This is a genomic window from Eubacterium aggregans, from assembly GCF_900107815.1.
GTDB lineage: Bacteria > Bacillota > Clostridia > Eubacteriales > Eubacteriaceae > Eubacterium_O > Eubacterium_O aggregans.
In genome coordinates this window covers 1-13,762 of record NZ_FNRK01000015.1, presented here as the reverse complement: position 1 = coordinate 13,762, position 13,762 = coordinate 1, and the positions used below count along the sequence as shown (strand labels likewise).

General features: G+C 53.4%; 15 protein-coding genes. 12 read left to right on the top strand and 3 right to left on the bottom strand.

The window, feature by feature from the left end:
* Positions 1 to 116 precede the first annotated feature (116 nt).
* Positions 117 to 1,505, top strand: coding sequence for a uracil-xanthine permease family protein (locus BLW33_RS09315; protein ID WP_090307997.1), 1,389 nt, complete (start codon positions 117 to 119; stop codon positions 1,503 to 1,505).
* Between the two features lie 74 nt (positions 1,506 to 1,579).
* Here the strand turns inward: BLW33_RS09315 and BLW33_RS09310 are convergent, their stop codons facing one another.
* Positions 1,580 to 3,124: a PucR family transcriptional regulator gene (locus BLW33_RS09310; protein ID WP_090307994.1), complete on the bottom strand. Its 1,545-nt coding sequence runs from the start codon at positions 3,122 to 3,124 to the stop codon at positions 1,580 to 1,582.
* A gap of 202 nt (positions 3,125 to 3,326) precedes the next feature.
* Here BLW33_RS09310 and BLW33_RS09305 point away from each other — a divergent pair, with 202 nt between their 5' ends.
* The 10 genes from BLW33_RS09305 (at position 3,327) to BLW33_RS09260 (ending at position 11,264) form a co-directional block, all read left to right on the top strand.
* Positions 3,327 to 4,322: a uroporphyrinogen decarboxylase family protein gene (locus BLW33_RS09305; RefSeq protein ID WP_090307992.1), complete on the top strand. Its 996-nt coding sequence runs from the start codon at positions 3,327 to 3,329 to the stop codon at positions 4,320 to 4,322.
* Positions 4,323 to 4,480: 158 nt separating this feature from the next.
* The gene (locus BLW33_RS09300; protein ID WP_090307989.1) at positions 4,481 to 5,137 is read left to right on the top strand and encodes a helix-turn-helix transcriptional regulator; all 657 of its coding nucleotides are present in this window, start codon (positions 4,481 to 4,483) and stop codon (positions 5,135 to 5,137) included.
* On the top strand, positions 5,130 to 5,867 hold the full coding sequence (yqeC, locus tag BLW33_RS09295; protein ID WP_090307986.1) for a selenium cofactor biosynthesis protein YqeC: 738 nt from the start codon (positions 5,130 to 5,132) through the stop codon (positions 5,865 to 5,867). Before BLW33_RS09300 ends, yqeC begins: the two co-directional genes overlap by 8 nt.
* On the top strand, positions 5,846 to 6,445 hold the full coding sequence (locus BLW33_RS09290; protein ID WP_176966690.1) for a nucleotidyltransferase family protein: 600 nt from the start codon (positions 5,846 to 5,848) through the stop codon (positions 6,443 to 6,445). Before yqeC ends, BLW33_RS09290 begins: the two co-directional genes overlap by 22 nt.
* The gene (gene yqeB / locus BLW33_RS09285; protein WP_090307979.1) at positions 6,420 to 7,232 is read left to right on the top strand and encodes a selenium-dependent molybdenum cofactor biosynthesis protein YqeB; all 813 of its coding nucleotides are present in this window, start codon (positions 6,420 to 6,422) and stop codon (positions 7,230 to 7,232) included. The genes BLW33_RS09290 and yqeB overlap by 26 nt, the downstream gene beginning before the upstream one ends.
* Positions 7,229 to 8,380, top strand: a complete 1,152-nt coding sequence (locus BLW33_RS09280) for an aminotransferase class V-fold PLP-dependent enzyme (RefSeq protein WP_090307977.1) — start codon at positions 7,229 to 7,231, stop codon at positions 8,378 to 8,380. Before yqeB ends, BLW33_RS09280 begins: the two co-directional genes overlap by 4 nt.
* 32 nt (positions 8,381 to 8,412) lie before the next feature.
* Entirely contained in the window at positions 8,413 to 9,033 is a 621-nt protein-coding gene (gene yedF, locus BLW33_RS09275) for a sulfurtransferase-like selenium metabolism protein YedF (protein WP_090307974.1), read from the top strand.
* A complete protein-coding gene (locus BLW33_RS09270) occupies positions 9,030 to 9,302 on the top strand; it encodes a putative Se/S carrier protein (protein ID WP_090307973.1) in 273 nt (90 codons plus the stop codon). The genes yedF and BLW33_RS09270 overlap by 4 nt, the downstream gene beginning before the upstream one ends.
* A 47-nt stretch (positions 9,303 to 9,349) precedes the next feature.
* Positions 9,350 to 10,501 (top strand): double-cubane-cluster-containing anaerobic reductase, encoded by a 1,152-nt coding sequence (locus BLW33_RS09265; RefSeq protein ID WP_090307970.1) that lies wholly within the window; start codon positions 9,350 to 9,352, stop codon positions 10,499 to 10,501.
* 7 nt (positions 10,502 to 10,508) lie between these two features.
* A complete protein-coding gene (locus BLW33_RS09260) occupies positions 10,509 to 11,264 on the top strand; it encodes an acyl-CoA dehydratase activase (RefSeq protein WP_090307969.1) in 756 nt (251 codons plus the stop codon).
* Between the two features lie 141 nt (positions 11,265 to 11,405).
* On the opposite strand, the gene BLW33_RS09255 is transcribed toward BLW33_RS09260, so the two are convergent.
* Both BLW33_RS09255 and BLW33_RS09250 read right to left on the bottom strand, forming a co-directional pair.
* Positions 11,406 to 11,927, bottom strand: coding sequence for a nitroreductase family protein (locus BLW33_RS09255; RefSeq protein ID WP_090307966.1), 522 nt, complete (start codon positions 11,925 to 11,927; stop codon positions 11,406 to 11,408).
* Positions 11,928 to 12,098: 171 nt separating this feature from the next.
* A complete protein-coding gene (locus BLW33_RS09250; RefSeq protein WP_242911643.1) occupies positions 12,099 to 12,914 on the bottom strand; it encodes a LysR family transcriptional regulator in 816 nt (271 codons plus the stop codon).
* 103 nt (positions 12,915 to 13,017) lie between these two features.
* Between BLW33_RS09250 and BLW33_RS09245 the strand changes: the two genes are divergently transcribed.
* On the top strand, positions 13,018 to 13,605 hold the full coding sequence (locus tag BLW33_RS09245; RefSeq protein WP_090307965.1) for a LysE family transporter: 588 nt from the start codon (positions 13,018 to 13,020) through the stop codon (positions 13,603 to 13,605).
* Positions 13,606 to 13,762: the final 157 nt, after the last annotated feature.

Sequence of the window (13,762 nt, the reverse complement as noted above, 5' to 3'; positions counted from 1 at the left end):
GACTTAAGGCGAACAGCGTAGCTGTCCGCGGAGCGGAGACTAAAATGTATTTATATGTCGGACGTCGACCGAAGTCTTTCCCATGACACTAGCCCCCCTGGATTCCAGGTGATATTATGAATAAAATCGATACGAAGTCCCTTGTTTTTAGCTGGCTCGGCAAACCGACCCCTGTTGAAATCGTCCCACTTTCTTTGCAGCATGTGGCGGCGATGGTCGTTGGGTGTGTCACCCCAGCCATTATTGTTTCAAACATCTGTGGGCTGTCTCCAGCCGATAGCGTCATCCTGATCCAATCGGCCCTGATTATTTCCGGACTGGCCACCTTAGTACAGCTTTTCCCCATCTTCGGAAAAGTCGGCTCCGGACTGCCGGTCATTATGGGCGCCAGCTTTGCTTATCTTCCCACCCTTATCAGCATCGGCAGTGAATTTAATCTGGCTACAATTTTGGGTGCACAGCTCATCGGCGGTGCCGTTGCTGTGGTCTTTGGTATCTTCGTCAAATATTTAAGAAAGCTTTTCCCACCTTTGGTTACTGGGACCGTGGTTTTCACCATTGGCCTTTCCCTTTATCCGACCGCCATTAAATATATGGCTGGTGGGGCCAGCGCACCAGATTTTGGGGCCCCTATTTACTGGATTATTTCCTTAATCACCTTGGCTGTCGTCATTGTCCTTAACAATTTTGCCAAGGGGTTCCTGCGTCTGGCTTCCATTCTGATTGGTATCGCCGTGGGCTATATTATTTCTCTCTTTTGCGGCATTGTCTCCTTTGATGCCGTTGCCACTGCTGGCTGGGTCACAGTTCCTGCCCCCTTGCATTTTGGGTTGGAATTCCACACCTCAGCCATCATCACCATGGCGGTCCTTTATATTGTTAATTCGGTTCAAGCCATCGGAGATCTGTCAGCTACCACAGCCGGCGGCTTCGATCGAAGTCCAAAAATCGGCGAGCTTTCCGGAGGGATTATCGGTAATGGCTTGGCCAGTATGCTAGGCGCCTTCTTCGGTGGTCTGCCGACGGCCACCTACAGTCAAAATGTCGGGATTGTGGCCACCACCAAAGTGGTCAACCGCCTGATCTTTACCGTCGCTGCGGTGCTCATTCTCCTGGCGGGTTTCTTACCAAAATTCTCGGCACTGCTGACCACCATTCCCAGCTGCGTGCTGGGAGGGGCCACGATCTCGGTTTTCGCCAGTATCACCATGACGGGAATCCGGCTGATTATGCAGCAGGGCCTGTCCATGAAGAACAGTGGCATCGTTGGTCTATCCATTGCCTTGGGCCTGGGGATTACCCAGGTGGAAGGCTGCCTGGACCAATTCCCAGCCTGGGTTGGCAGTATCTTTGGGGATTCCCCGGTCATCGTCGCTACCCTGGTAGCCATCATTCTGTATTTAGTCATTCCCAAGGAAGAATCGGATGTCCTGCCGGATGAAGCGGTACAGGAAGCCGAAGCCCATGCTGAATTAGAAGAAGAAATTTCAGAAGAAGTGAAATAAACACCATAGATTCTCCTTTACCGAACATACTGACTGACCGCTGCTATGAAAATGGCAGGGATCAGTCTCTTTTTTTACCCCTTCATCGGCTTAAAATACCGAATGCGTTCCTCCTCCAGAAAATAGGACAGCAGGAGATCGAAGCGGGTTTCGGGCAGGTCCAGATCTAAGCCCGTCAGCGTCTTGATTCGCTGGATGCGGTACAGAAGGGTACTGCGGTGGATATCCAGCTCCTCGGCGGTCCGGACAATATTCCGTTCGTTTCCCAGGTAGCTTTTGAGGGTCCGCTTTAATTCCGAAGTGTGGGTTTTGTCATAATCCCTGAGGACGGTGATGGCCGTATTACACAGCAGACCGACGGGTAAATCTGCCATTGCCGTCTGGAGGATATAGGCCAGACGGTATTCATCAAAACGGTAACTCCAGAACATCTCCTGCCGCCGCTGTCCCACGCGGAAGACCGCAATGGCCTGGCGATAGTACTCCGGAAATTTCCGGAGATCGGTAAAGGCCGTGCTGATTCCCGCCTTAATCAGGCCCTCCCTTAGGGTCACCGCGATATGGTTCTGAAAGGTGGAGATATCCATCTCACTCAGGGTGCTGTTCACCAGCATCACCATGCATCGCCCGTCATAGAAAACGCAGGTGTGGGAAAACTGATCCATCAGCCGGTTGCATTGGTATTGGATGGAATTGATGTGGGTGTCTTCCTCATTGGTAAACAGGCAGGCACAAAAATAGGTATCCATATACGTCCAGCCGTACTGCATCAGCTGGGTATCCATGGTCATCTGATCTATCTGGCCCGTCTCAATGAGACCCTTGAGAAAGCGGGGGAGGGAGTAGGCCTGCTTGTACTCCGTCATCTCAATAGCATGGAGTGCATCGGTGACAATGTCGGAAAAGTAATCCAACAGTTCAAAATCGCTGGGCCGGAGGGCGCGGTTGATTTCATTGATGCAAATTCTTCCCCAGTATTGGCCGTTATGCCATAAATTTTCGTAGAGAATGCGGTAATTGAAGGTGGTATCTGGAAAGATCTCCGGCCCCTTGGTGGTCATGGTTTCCAGATAATCAGGATTAATCTTAAAATTATTGACAATCTCCAGGGGCAGGTAGTACTTTCCCCGGCGTTCATCGTATTCCCACAGCTCCTCCTCTTCAGGACATCGGTTGACACAGGCCAGCTCGATGAAATTGCGGTCGTGCATGAACATGGAATTTTCAAAAACCCTTTCTGCAATTTCAAAGAGCTTGTAGAAGGAAGCATTATTCTGAACCGCCTGGCGAAGGGCGGCTTCCCATTTGGCATATTTTAAAAATACCTGCTGAACCGCTTCCGCCAATGCCCGAAAGGGAAAGGCCTCGGAAAAGACGAGGACGGTATTTCGGGCAAGGACCTCCGCCCCGGGCATTCCCCGACTGATAAGCCCACAGCCTCTGATCTCCCGATCAAAATCTGCCCCCTGCGCCAGGTACAGACAATCCGAATCCACGACCATCCCAGTGTGATAACCCACCGCCTGGTAGAATCCTTTTTTTCGATTGGCGGAATTCCCCAATATCTGCCCCTCATAAACCGTCAGCTCATCCTGGATCAAAACCAAGGATATTTTCATCTTCGGTGCCCCCTTTTTCTCACTTTCACACCTCCTACAAAATATAGGAATCCGGCTTCAAAATTCATTCGTATTGCGGACTTTACACCCTCTTCTATAGAGAATATAATCAATACATACAGAAGTGTCAAGGGTTTCTTAACCGGCACTGGTGCAATGCGGCTGTTTGTGTAATCATTAAATTGAAGGAGGAGGTAGTTTTATGCTATCCATCAAAGAGAATCTGAGGGAAGTCATTTCCGGGGGGAATCCTGATCGTTTTGTCAAGCAATATGAGGGGATTGAATTTATTCTGTCCACCCCCTACGCCATGGCGTATCCCATGATGCCCGCCAAGCCGGGGGATGATGCAGTAAAATGCGGATGGGGTTACATGAACGCCTGGCCCGCAGGGGCTCCCGGTGCCTTTCCCCTCCACGATTCCGAGCATCTGGTCTGCCCCGATATCACTGAGTGGAAAAAATACGTCAAGGCCCCGGCGATCGACTACACCGAGGCAGACTGGAAACAATGCCGGGAGGATATGGCCAAGGTCAACCGGGATGAAAAATTCGTCGCCCCCCTCATCGCCCCCGGCCTCTTCGAAATGTGCCACTACCTCTGTGAAATCCAAAATACCATGATCAATTTCTACGAGGAACCTGAAGCCATGCACGAGCTCATCGATTATATTACCGAATGGGAGCTCAAGTGGGCGGAACAGATCTGTACCTATATGAAGCCCGATGCCATCTTCCACCACGATGACTGGGGAACCCAGAAGTCCACCTTCATCAGTGTGGAGATGTTCCGGGAATTCTTCCTCCCGGGTTACAAGAAGATTTATAAATACTACCACGACCACGGGGTAGAGCTGGTTATCCACCACAACGACAGCTACAGTGCCACCCTGGTCCCCACCATGATCGAAATGGGAATCGATGTGTGGCAAGGCTGCATGTCCGTCAATGATTTACCCGCCCTGGTTAAGGAATACGGGAAGGACATCACCTTCATGGGGGGAATCGACAATGGCAAGGTGGACAAAGCGGATTGGACCCAGGCGGATATTGCCCGGGAAACCGACCAGCTCTGCCGGGATTGCGGTAAGCATTACTTCATCCCCTGTACCTCCCACGGCCTGAACTTCTCAGTATTCCCAGAAGTTTACCCCGCAGTGGATGCGGAAATTGATAAAATGAGTGAAGAACTTTTCTAATTTTGAGGCAGGAACCCGCAGGGCGTTCCTGCCTTTTTCTTTCAGTCAAATTTTTACTTTCATCAGTAATAAATTATTATTGAATATTCCCCAAAAGTCTGAGATAATACTATCATTAGATGGCGATGGGAATAACGCTGTCCGGTGAGGAGATAAAGATGACGAAAAAGCTTGAACCATTCATTGGATTGGTGGATTTTTTAGCAGATTACCTGGGGGAACACACAGAGGTGGTCCTTCATGATATGACCGATTGGCACTGCTCTGTGGTTGCCATCCGTAATGGCTATATCAGCGGCCGAAAGGTGGGGGCACCCATTACGGATTTGGGACTTTCTATGGTAAAGGATGAATCCTGGAGGACCGTTCCCTATCGGGTGAATTATAAGGGGACGTCCTCTACTGGGGGAACCATCCGTTCTGCCACTTATTTTATCCGGGACGATGGTGGCAGTCTCATTGGTATGCTGTGCATTAATATGGACTGCCAAAGCCTGGTGGATGCCCGAAACGTCCTGGATAGCCTGATTTCCATTATGCCGGTTTCCAATAGTAAGGCTGCCCAGGAGCCTGAGGAAACGTTCAATATGGATGTCAAGGATCTGGTGGCCAGCCATCTGCGCCGCATCGTTCCCGGCCATGCGGAGGATCTGAAAAAGATGGGCCGCCAGGAAAAGGTAGAGCTAGTGGAAAAGCTCCAGGAAATGGGAACTTTTATGGTCAAGGGAACCATTTGGGAGGTTGCAGACATTCTGGGGGTTTCTGTCCCCACGGTCTACCGCTATCTGTCCACCATCAAAAAAGAGCATGAATAAGCCCGTTTTTTCAAAGGCCCTTGGCTTGGATGCCGGCGCCTTCGCCACCTTTACCGGCGGCGGGGGGAAAACCACCCTCTTATTTCGTTTGATGGGGGAGTACGCCACAAAGGGATACCCGGTTCTGGGGACGACCACCACCAAAATGGCTTATCCCAAGGATTTTGAAGGCCCTATCCTCCTTCGGAAAGGGGCATCTGAGGCTGATTTCTGCCAGCAGATTATGGCCTCCCGGGCCCCGGCCCTTTACGCCGCGGACCACCCGCTCCCCCAGCGTAAGGTATCGGGCCTTTCTGTGGCATTCCTCGACCATCTTGCCCAGGCTTGTCCCGGGCTTGGAATTTTGTGTGAGGGTGACGGCTCTGCCACTAAGCCCTACAAGCTCTACCGTCCATGGGAACCCGTGATACCAGGGGCCAGCACCCGGGTTTTCCACCTCATCGGCTGTGAAATCTGGGGTGAACCCCTGGAAAATTTTATCCATCGTTATCCTCAAAAAGAAACAACCACCCCATGCGATGGTCCCTGGTTGGCTGCCCAGTTTGATTTCTACCGCCGGCACATTCGGCCCCTGACCCCCCTGGTCCCCCAGCTCATCATCAACAAAGCCGATGGGCGGATGGCGGCGGCTCAAGCCATGGCCGAAGTCGCCGCGCCTTATTTTGAGCAGGTGTTTATTGCCTCCCTTCAGGAAGGATGGATTATGCCATGGTCATCGGACTCCTTTTAGCGGCGGGGCTCTCCTCCCGGATGGGCCAGGAGAAACTCCTTCTGCCCTTTAAAGGGCATACCCTTCTGGAAGAAACCCTGGAAAACCTCTCCCGGGCTGGCTTAAACCACAGGGTGGTGGTGACCAAGGCGGCCATCGCCGCGGCCCTGGATTTTCCCGAGGATGTTACCGTGATCCTGAACCCCCGGCCGGAGGATGGCCAAGCCTCTTCCCTGTCCCTGGGTATAAAGACCTGCCGCCAAATCCCTGACTGTGAGGGCATTCTCCTCTTTCTGGGGGACGAACCCCTCATCACCCCGGAGCTGATTAAGCGTGTGCTGAAGGCCCACCGGGATAACCCCCAGTCCATTATTTTACCGGAGTACGACGGTAAACCCGGCCATCCCGTGGCTATCGGACCCGCCTGGTACAAGGCCTTTTCCGGGGAAACCGGGGACCGTGGGGGGCGGCAGATCATTGCGGCCCACCCCGAATCCGTCATCCGCATTCCCGGGGATGCCCCCAGCGTAATGGATGTTGATTGTGAGGAAGATTATCGAAAGGTACTAAACTATGGAAAAAAACGAAATAAGTCATAAACGCATCATCGTCCGGGGTGCCGGGGATATTGCCACAGGCACCATCCATCGACTAAGGCAATGCGGGTTTGAAGTAGTGGCCCTGGAGGTGGAAAAACCCACCGTGATCCGTCGAACGGTTGCCTTTGCCCCGGGGATTTTAACCGGCAGTGCCGAAGTGGAGGGCGTCACGGCTACCCGCTGTGAGGATATCCCCACCATCGAAGCGGCCTTAAGCCGGGGGGAAGTGGCACTGTGTGTGGACCCCTTGGGTCAGCTTATTCCACAGCTTAAGCCTCTCGCGGTGGTGGATGCCATTCTGGCCAAACGCAACCTGGGCACCACCCGGGGTATGGCCCCCATTGTGGTGGGCCTTGGCCCAGGCTTTACCGCCGGAGAGGATGTGGATGCCGTGATTGAAACCAACCGCGGCCATCATCTGGGGCGGGTGATTTATGAGGGCCCGGCGTCGACCAACACGGGGATTCCCGGCAATATCGCCGGCTTTACCCACGAACGGGTCATCCATGCCCCTGCCGCCGGTACCGTGGTGTTGGCCCACGATATCCGGGATATGGTTGTAGCGGGCGAGACCATTGCCACCATTGACGGTGTCCCTGTTCAGGCGAAGCTCTCCGGGGTGCTTCGGGGGATGATTGCCCAGGGCACTCAGGTTCCCAAAGGCATGAAGATTGCCGATGTGGACCCCCGGGGGGATGGGGATTACTGCTTTACGATCTCTGACAAGGCCCGGAATATCAGCGGTGGGGTGTTGGAAGCCATCCTCCATTTGGAGGCGAATGGATGAAGAGTGTGTATTTTGATAACGCCAGTACCTCCTGGCCCAAGGCGCCGGGTGTGACCGATGCCATGACGGATTTCATGGAGAATATCGGCTGTAATACCGGACGGGGCACCTACCGCCGGGCCTTCTCCGTATCCCGGACGGTGTATGATGCCCGGGAAAAGCTGTGCCGCCTCTTTGGAGGTGAAAAGAACAGCAATGTGGTGTTTACGGCCAATGTTACCGAATCCCTGAATATGGTGCTCAAGGGATTACTGAAGCCCGGGGACCACGTGGTAGCCACCAGTCTGTGCCACAATGCCGTGGCTCGGCCCCTGACCAGCCTGGCCGCCCAAGGGGTCACCCACAGCTTTGCCCATTGCCACCAGGATGGCCACCTGGATCTGGGGAGCCTGGAGGCGGCCATCACCCCCCAGACGGTGGCGGTGGTCTTAACCCATGGCTGTAACGTTAGCGGCTCCATTCTGCCCCTGAAATGGGTAGGGGATATTTGTAAGCGCCACAGTATTTTCTATATTGTGGATGCGGCTCAAACCGCTGGGCTCATCCCCATCAATGTGGCCGATGCCCACGTGGATGCCCTGTGCTTTACCGGGCATAAGGGCCTGGGCGGCCCCCAGGGAATTGGGGGATTCCTGGTGAGCGATTCCCTGGCCAGTCGGATGACTCCCCTTCTGGATGGGGGAACGGGCAGCTTTTCCGATTCTCTATCCATGCCGGAAATCCTGCCGGATCGTTTCGAAGCCGGTACCTTAAACCTCCCGGGGATCTACGGCCTGAATAAAGCCCTAGACTATCTGGAAACCGTGGGGATTCCCAAAATTGAAAAAATGGAACGGCTCCTCACCAGTTCCTTTTTAATGGGGCTGCTTACCATCCCAGGACTGAACATCATCGGCAGCCTGCGGACGGAGAACCATGGCCCCGTGGTCTCTGTGAGCTGTCCCGACCGGGATCTGTCTGAAATCGCCACGGCCCTGGATCGAAAATACGGTATAATGACCCGGGTGGGTCTGCACTGTGCCCCCCTTTCCCACCAGACCCTGGGCAGCTATCCCACCGGCAGTCTGCGCTTCTCCTTTAACCACCACAACACCCTGGAGGAGGTCGCCTACACCCTGGATGCGTTGAAAACACTTTTGAAGGATTAAAATACAATCGTCTGTCATAAGAAAGGACAATGATGAACAAACATTTAGATGCCAGCGGGCAGGCCTGCCCGCTGCCGGTCATGATGGCCAAGAAAGAAATTGATGCGGGTACCACGGATTTCACCATTACCGTGGACAACGATATGGCGGTGGAAAATTTAAAAAAACTGGCCAATAGCCAAAATTTTTTAGCCACCGTTATTCTTGAAGAAGAAGCACACTTTATTCTGGAATTCCATTTAGAAGCCGCCGGGGAAAACCCAGGGTCACCCCAAGCCCCAGCCCCTCAAAAGTCCAGCATAGATTCCGCCACTCCTGGCAGCTGGGCCATCTTTATGGGGCGGGATATTATCGGCTCCGGGGATTACGAGCTGGGACGATCCCTGGCCCGGATGTATTTTTACACCATCTCCCAGGCCGAGGATATCCCCCAGTCCATTCTTTTTATGAACAATGGGGTTAAGCTGCCCACCCTGGATGATCAGGTGGTCACTCATCTGAAGGTCCTGGCCGAGCGGGGTGTGGAAATTCTGGTGTGTGGTACCTGCCTGGATTACTACCGTCTGAAGGACCAGCTGAAAATTGGGGAGCTCAGCAATATGTACGACATCACCGAGCGCATGGCCGCTGCCTCTAAGGTCATTACCCTATGAGGGATTCAGACTATGGCATCATCGCCTTTGAAAACACCCATAGTGCCATGACAGCGGAGCGGGTCCTCACCGGGCTTTTGGACTTTATCCTCATGCCCACCCCCCGGGAAATTGCCGCAGGCTGCGGTATCGCCATGCGGCTTTCCCTTGAGGCGGTGCCTGAGGCCCTGGCCCAGTTGGATACCGCCGGATTCGATTCCTCCCTAAGACAGGCCTACCGTATCATCACGGATGATGGGGCCCCCCGGGCCGAGGCTTTACCGGGCTGATTCAGTCCGTTCATTCATAAAATTCATACACGAGAGAGAGTAAACCAATGGAATTAAAGAAAAATCTACCCGCTATTTTTGAAGACTTTGCCGATGCCCGACAGGCGGCCTTTTTAAAGGCCAAGGCCCTCAAGGACCAAAATGTTCCCCTCATCGGGATCTTTTGTACCTACTTTCCCCAGGAGCTGGCCATGGCTATGGGCGCCTCCATCGTCGGGCTGTGTGCCACCTCGGATGAAACCATCCCTGAGGCAGAAATGGACCTGCCCCGAAATCTTTGCCCCCTGATTAAATCCAGCTATGGCTTTGGCAAAACGGACAAATGCCCCTTCTTCTACTTCTCCGACCTGGTGGTGGGGGAGACCACCTGCGATGGTAAGAAAAAGATGTACGAGTACCTGGGGGAATTCAAGCCCGTCCATGTGATGCAGCTCCCAAGCGATCAAGGAGAAGCCAGTCTGGCCCTTTGGAAATCCGAAATCATTCGCATGAAGGAAGCCCTGGAGGCCCAGTTCGGTGTCACCATCACCGAGGAAGATATCCGGGGAGCCATTGCACTGAAGAACGATGAACGCCGGGCTCTGAAACACCTTTATGGCCTCATGAAGCAGGACCCCGCCCCGGTACTGGGACAGGACCTCTTCAAGGTCCTTCTCGGCTCCACCTTCGAATTCGACCGCTCAGTGTTGCCTGGAAACCTGACGGCCATTGCCGAAAAAATCCAGAGCGAATACGAAGCGGGTACCGCCGTAGACAAGCGGCCCCGGATTTTAATCACTGGCTGCCCTGTGGGAGGTGCCACGGAAAAGGTCATTAAAGCCATTGAGGATAACGGCGGTGTGGCCGTGGCCTTCGAAAATTGCAATGGTACCAAGGCCGTGGAGGAGCTGGTGGATGAGGATAATCCCGATGTGTACGACGCCCTGGCACGAAAGTATTTAAACATCGGCTGCTCCGTCATGTCTCCCAATCCAAACCGCCTGAAGATGTTAGATACTATGATTGACGACTACGCCGTGGACGGGGTGGTGGAAATGGTGCTGACCGCCTGCCATACCTACGGGGTGGAAGCCCGAAGCATCAAGCGTTTTGTTAACGAGAAAAAGAACAAGCCCTACATTACCATTGAAACCGATTATTCCTCGGCGGATATCGGCCAGCTGAACACCCGTCTGGCGGCTTTCATCGAAATGCTCTAGGTGCCCCATGCTGACCCTGGGTATTGATTCTGGTTCGACCACTACTAAGGGGGTGGTACTAAGTGGGGAAGGGACCATCACAGTGGCCCGTATCCAATCCACTTCAGCCCGTCCCCGAAAAACCCTGGAGGCCCTTTATCAGGAGCTCTCCAGTCCCGAAGTGGTCTATACCGTAGCCACAGGCTATGGCCGCCACCTTCTGGATTCGGCGGACAAGCAGGTCACGGAGATCACTTGCCACGCCCTGGGCTGCCGGTATCTGGCTCCGGATATTGGCAGCGTTATCGATATTGGGGGCCAGGACAGCAAAGCCATCCTCCTGGATGCATCCGGGAACGTATCGGACTTTCTGATGAACGATAAATGTGCCGCTGGCACCGGCCGCTTCCTGGACATCATGATGGGTATTCTGGATGCGGATATTGAAGCACTGGATGATTTTGTGACTGGAGCTGCCCCTGCCACCATTTCCAGTATGTGTACCGTCTTTGCCGAAAGTGAAATCATCGGGCTACTGGCCGAAGAGGTCCCTCCCAGGAATATCGCCCTGGGGGTGATCCATTCCATTGCCAAGCGCACCGCTGGCTTTGCCAGCCGCCTGCCCCTTGGCAGCCCGGTATTTTTCAGTGGTGGTCTTTCCCAGTCCGAGGTTTTCCGTCACACCCTGGAAGCCTATTTGGGCCTGCCGGTCATCACCCACCCCATGGGGCAGCTGGCCGGTGCCATTGGGGCGGCGGTTATTGGGCAACAGATGATGAAATGATTCGGGCCTTCTCGCCTTAATCTAAAGAAAAACCCCGGGACGGCCATCCCGGGGTTTTTCAATTCACAAAGTTTTTTGTTAAAGAAATACGATTTCTGTACTCATTACAGCATATTTTTCTCTTTTGTCAAACCCGTCGGTTTATTTCACCCAGTGAATATAATCCGCCTTCCGGGGTGCAGCCTCCTTAGTGGGGCCATCGGCATAGCCTAGGGTGCAATGGCCCACGCCGATGTAGTCTCCTTGGATACCCCATTTTTCCAGAAGGGCTTTTCCCTCGTCACAGTCGAATTCCTCCTGGGCCCGGTTGATCCAACAGGAGGCGATTCCCAGAGAATGGGCGGCGTTCATCAGATTGCCCATGACCAGGCTGCCGTCTTTAATGGCGTTGGCATTGGTCCGGTCCGCCAGAACGATGACGATGGTGGGAGCACCGTAGAAGGGATCGGTCCCCGGGGCTCCGAAGAATTCGGCGTTCATCCGGGTAAGCTGGGCAATGGTGTCCTGATCCTGGACAACGACCATAAGGGGAGACTGCTGTCCCCGGGCAGTGGGGGCATAGGTGCCCGCCTTTAAAATGGTGTCGAGGACCACGGGGTCCACCTGGTCTTTTTTATACTTCCGGCAGCTGCGGCGGGTCATTAAATCCTTTATGGTATCCATTTTCGATTATCCTCCTCGGTATTGTGATTAGTCTTTATTGTAACACTTTTTCTGAAAAGTTATCCACATTTTCTGCCAAAATGTGGATAACACCCATGTGTCCCTCACCTCCGCTTACTTTCTCTGCACAAATCAATGAAAAGCTGCATCAATGGGCTGATCCACTTGTTTTTATGATGCCCGCAAACCGCTGAAATCTCCCGGCCCATCAGGTCGGTGGGCAGCTCCGCCAGGGTACCGCCCTCCAGCTCCTCCTGCACTGCAAATCGGGGGCCCCATATGACTGGCTACCAGGTTTTTAATGGTTGGGATACTCCACAGCTCAATGGTGTGGTCCAGCACAATGGATTTTTCCCGTAGATAGGCCTCGAAGATCTGTCTGAAAATACAGCTTGGCTCATTGATGATGAAGGGCACGGGGATCTGCTGGTCCGGGGTGATGAAGTCGGGATACTGGGCTTTGAGTTCCGGGGATGCCACCAGTGCCAGGGAGCAGCGTGTCATGGGCCAGGTCACCAGGCTTGTCCCAAAGCCGCCCACGTCGTCGTAAAAAACACCAAGATCCAGTGTACCGTCCATCAGTGCATCCCGGATATCATAGCAGTTCATAGAGCGCAGAAATAGGCGGGCCTTGGGCGCTTGCCGGTGAAATTCTTTTAAGACTGCAGGCATGCGGTAGCACAGCAGCGTCTCGCCAATGCCGATGCGCAAATCACCCTGACATTCTGTCAAATCGTCTTCAAAGTTCTGCAACCGCGTAACCAAGGTGAGCACGTCCTCTACATAAGGCAGGAGGTGCTCACCCGCCTGGGTGATGACCATTTTCCTGCCAATCTTTTCAAAAAGATGGGTGGACAGCTCCTGCTCAAGCTGGGCGATTTGAAAGGTTATGGTGGACTGGGCATAATTCAGGCGCTTCGCCGCCTTGGAAAAACTGCCTTCCTCCGCGATGACCCGAAAGGTATTGAGGTATTTTAAATCCATCATCTGGCTCCAATTCTTCGATAAAATCGAATTATTTATTCTATACTTTCAATTTGATTAAATCATCTGATGGCTGTATTATAGATGTTGAAACGGAGGTGCGCAAGTGTTATTTTCCATTATTATTTCCTATCTGCCCTATACCTTGGTGACGGCCTTCACCCCGGGACCCAACAACATCGTCGCCTTTTATGCCATCAGCCATGGGGGATGGCGCCGGGGGAAGAACACCCTCCTGGGGATCGGCCTTGGCTTTTTATGTGTGATGGTTCTTTGTGCTTTGTTCTGCTACGAGCTGGCACAGCTCATCCCCTCAATGGTGGGGATGCTCAAATATATTGGTGCGGCCTATATCGTCTATTTGGCCATCCATGTCGCTTTGAGTCAGCCAGAGGACGGCGGAGGGGAGCCCGTGTCCTTCATGAAGGGCTTCCTCCTGGAATTCGTCAATGTGAAGATTATCCTCTATGCCATTACGGTTTATACCGGCTATGTGATGCCCTATACGACAGATCTTGGCATACTGCTCATCCATTCTGTCGTCCTGACAGCCATTGGGGTGGCCGGGAATCTGGCATGGGCGGCGGCCGGGGGTCTCTTCCAGACCTTCCTGACGAAGCATTACCGTCTCTTCAATGGCCTGATGGCCCTGGTGCTGCTTTGGTGTGCCGTGGCTCTGGCCTTTAATCTTTAAGGCGTATGCACCCCATCCCCATGACCCTTGGGCGCAAAATGATTTTTTCTGTAATACAATAATGGCATCATACCGCTTGTGCGGCAGATGCCATAAAAAAACCATCTTAGTTACGGACCATCGGGTACCGGGGCCTATTCGCTCTCGCTCATAGGAT

Coding starts and splice junctions, on each gene's coding strand:
- BLW33_RS09315 (WP_090307997.1), top strand. CDS start 117: ATGAATAAAATCGATACGAAGTCCCTTGTTTTTAGCTGGCTCGGCAAA.
- BLW33_RS09310 (WP_090307994.1), bottom strand. CDS start 3,124: ATGAAAATATCCTTGGTTTTGATCCAGGATGAGCTGACGGTTTATGAG.
- BLW33_RS09305 (WP_090307992.1), top strand. CDS start 3,327: ATGCTATCCATCAAAGAGAATCTGAGGGAAGTCATTTCCGGGGGGAAT.
- BLW33_RS09300 (WP_090307989.1), top strand. CDS start 4,481: ATGACGAAAAAGCTTGAACCATTCATTGGATTGGTGGATTTTTTAGCA.
- yqeC (WP_090307986.1), top strand. CDS start 5,130: ATGAATAAGCCCGTTTTTTCAAAGGCCCTTGGCTTGGATGCCGGCGCC.
- BLW33_RS09290 (WP_176966690.1), top strand. CDS start 5,846: ATGGTCATCGGACTCCTTTTAGCGGCGGGGCTCTCCTCCCGGATGGGC.
- yqeB (WP_090307979.1), top strand. CDS start 6,420: ATGGAAAAAAACGAAATAAGTCATAAACGCATCATCGTCCGGGGTGCC.
- BLW33_RS09280 (WP_090307977.1), top strand. CDS start 7,229: ATGAAGAGTGTGTATTTTGATAACGCCAGTACCTCCTGGCCCAAGGCG.
- yedF (WP_090307974.1), top strand. CDS start 8,413: ATGAACAAACATTTAGATGCCAGCGGGCAGGCCTGCCCGCTGCCGGTC.
- BLW33_RS09270 (WP_090307973.1), top strand. CDS start 9,030: ATGAGGGATTCAGACTATGGCATCATCGCCTTTGAAAACACCCATAGT.
- BLW33_RS09265 (WP_090307970.1), top strand. CDS start 9,350: ATGGAATTAAAGAAAAATCTACCCGCTATTTTTGAAGACTTTGCCGAT.
- BLW33_RS09260 (WP_090307969.1), top strand. CDS start 10,509: ATGCTGACCCTGGGTATTGATTCTGGTTCGACCACTACTAAGGGGGTG.
- BLW33_RS09255 (WP_090307966.1), bottom strand. CDS start 11,927: ATGGATACCATAAAGGATTTAATGACCCGCCGCAGCTGCCGGAAGTAT.
- BLW33_RS09250 (WP_242911643.1), bottom strand. CDS start 12,914: ATGATGGATTTAAAATACCTCAATACCTTTCGGGTCATCGCGGAGGAA.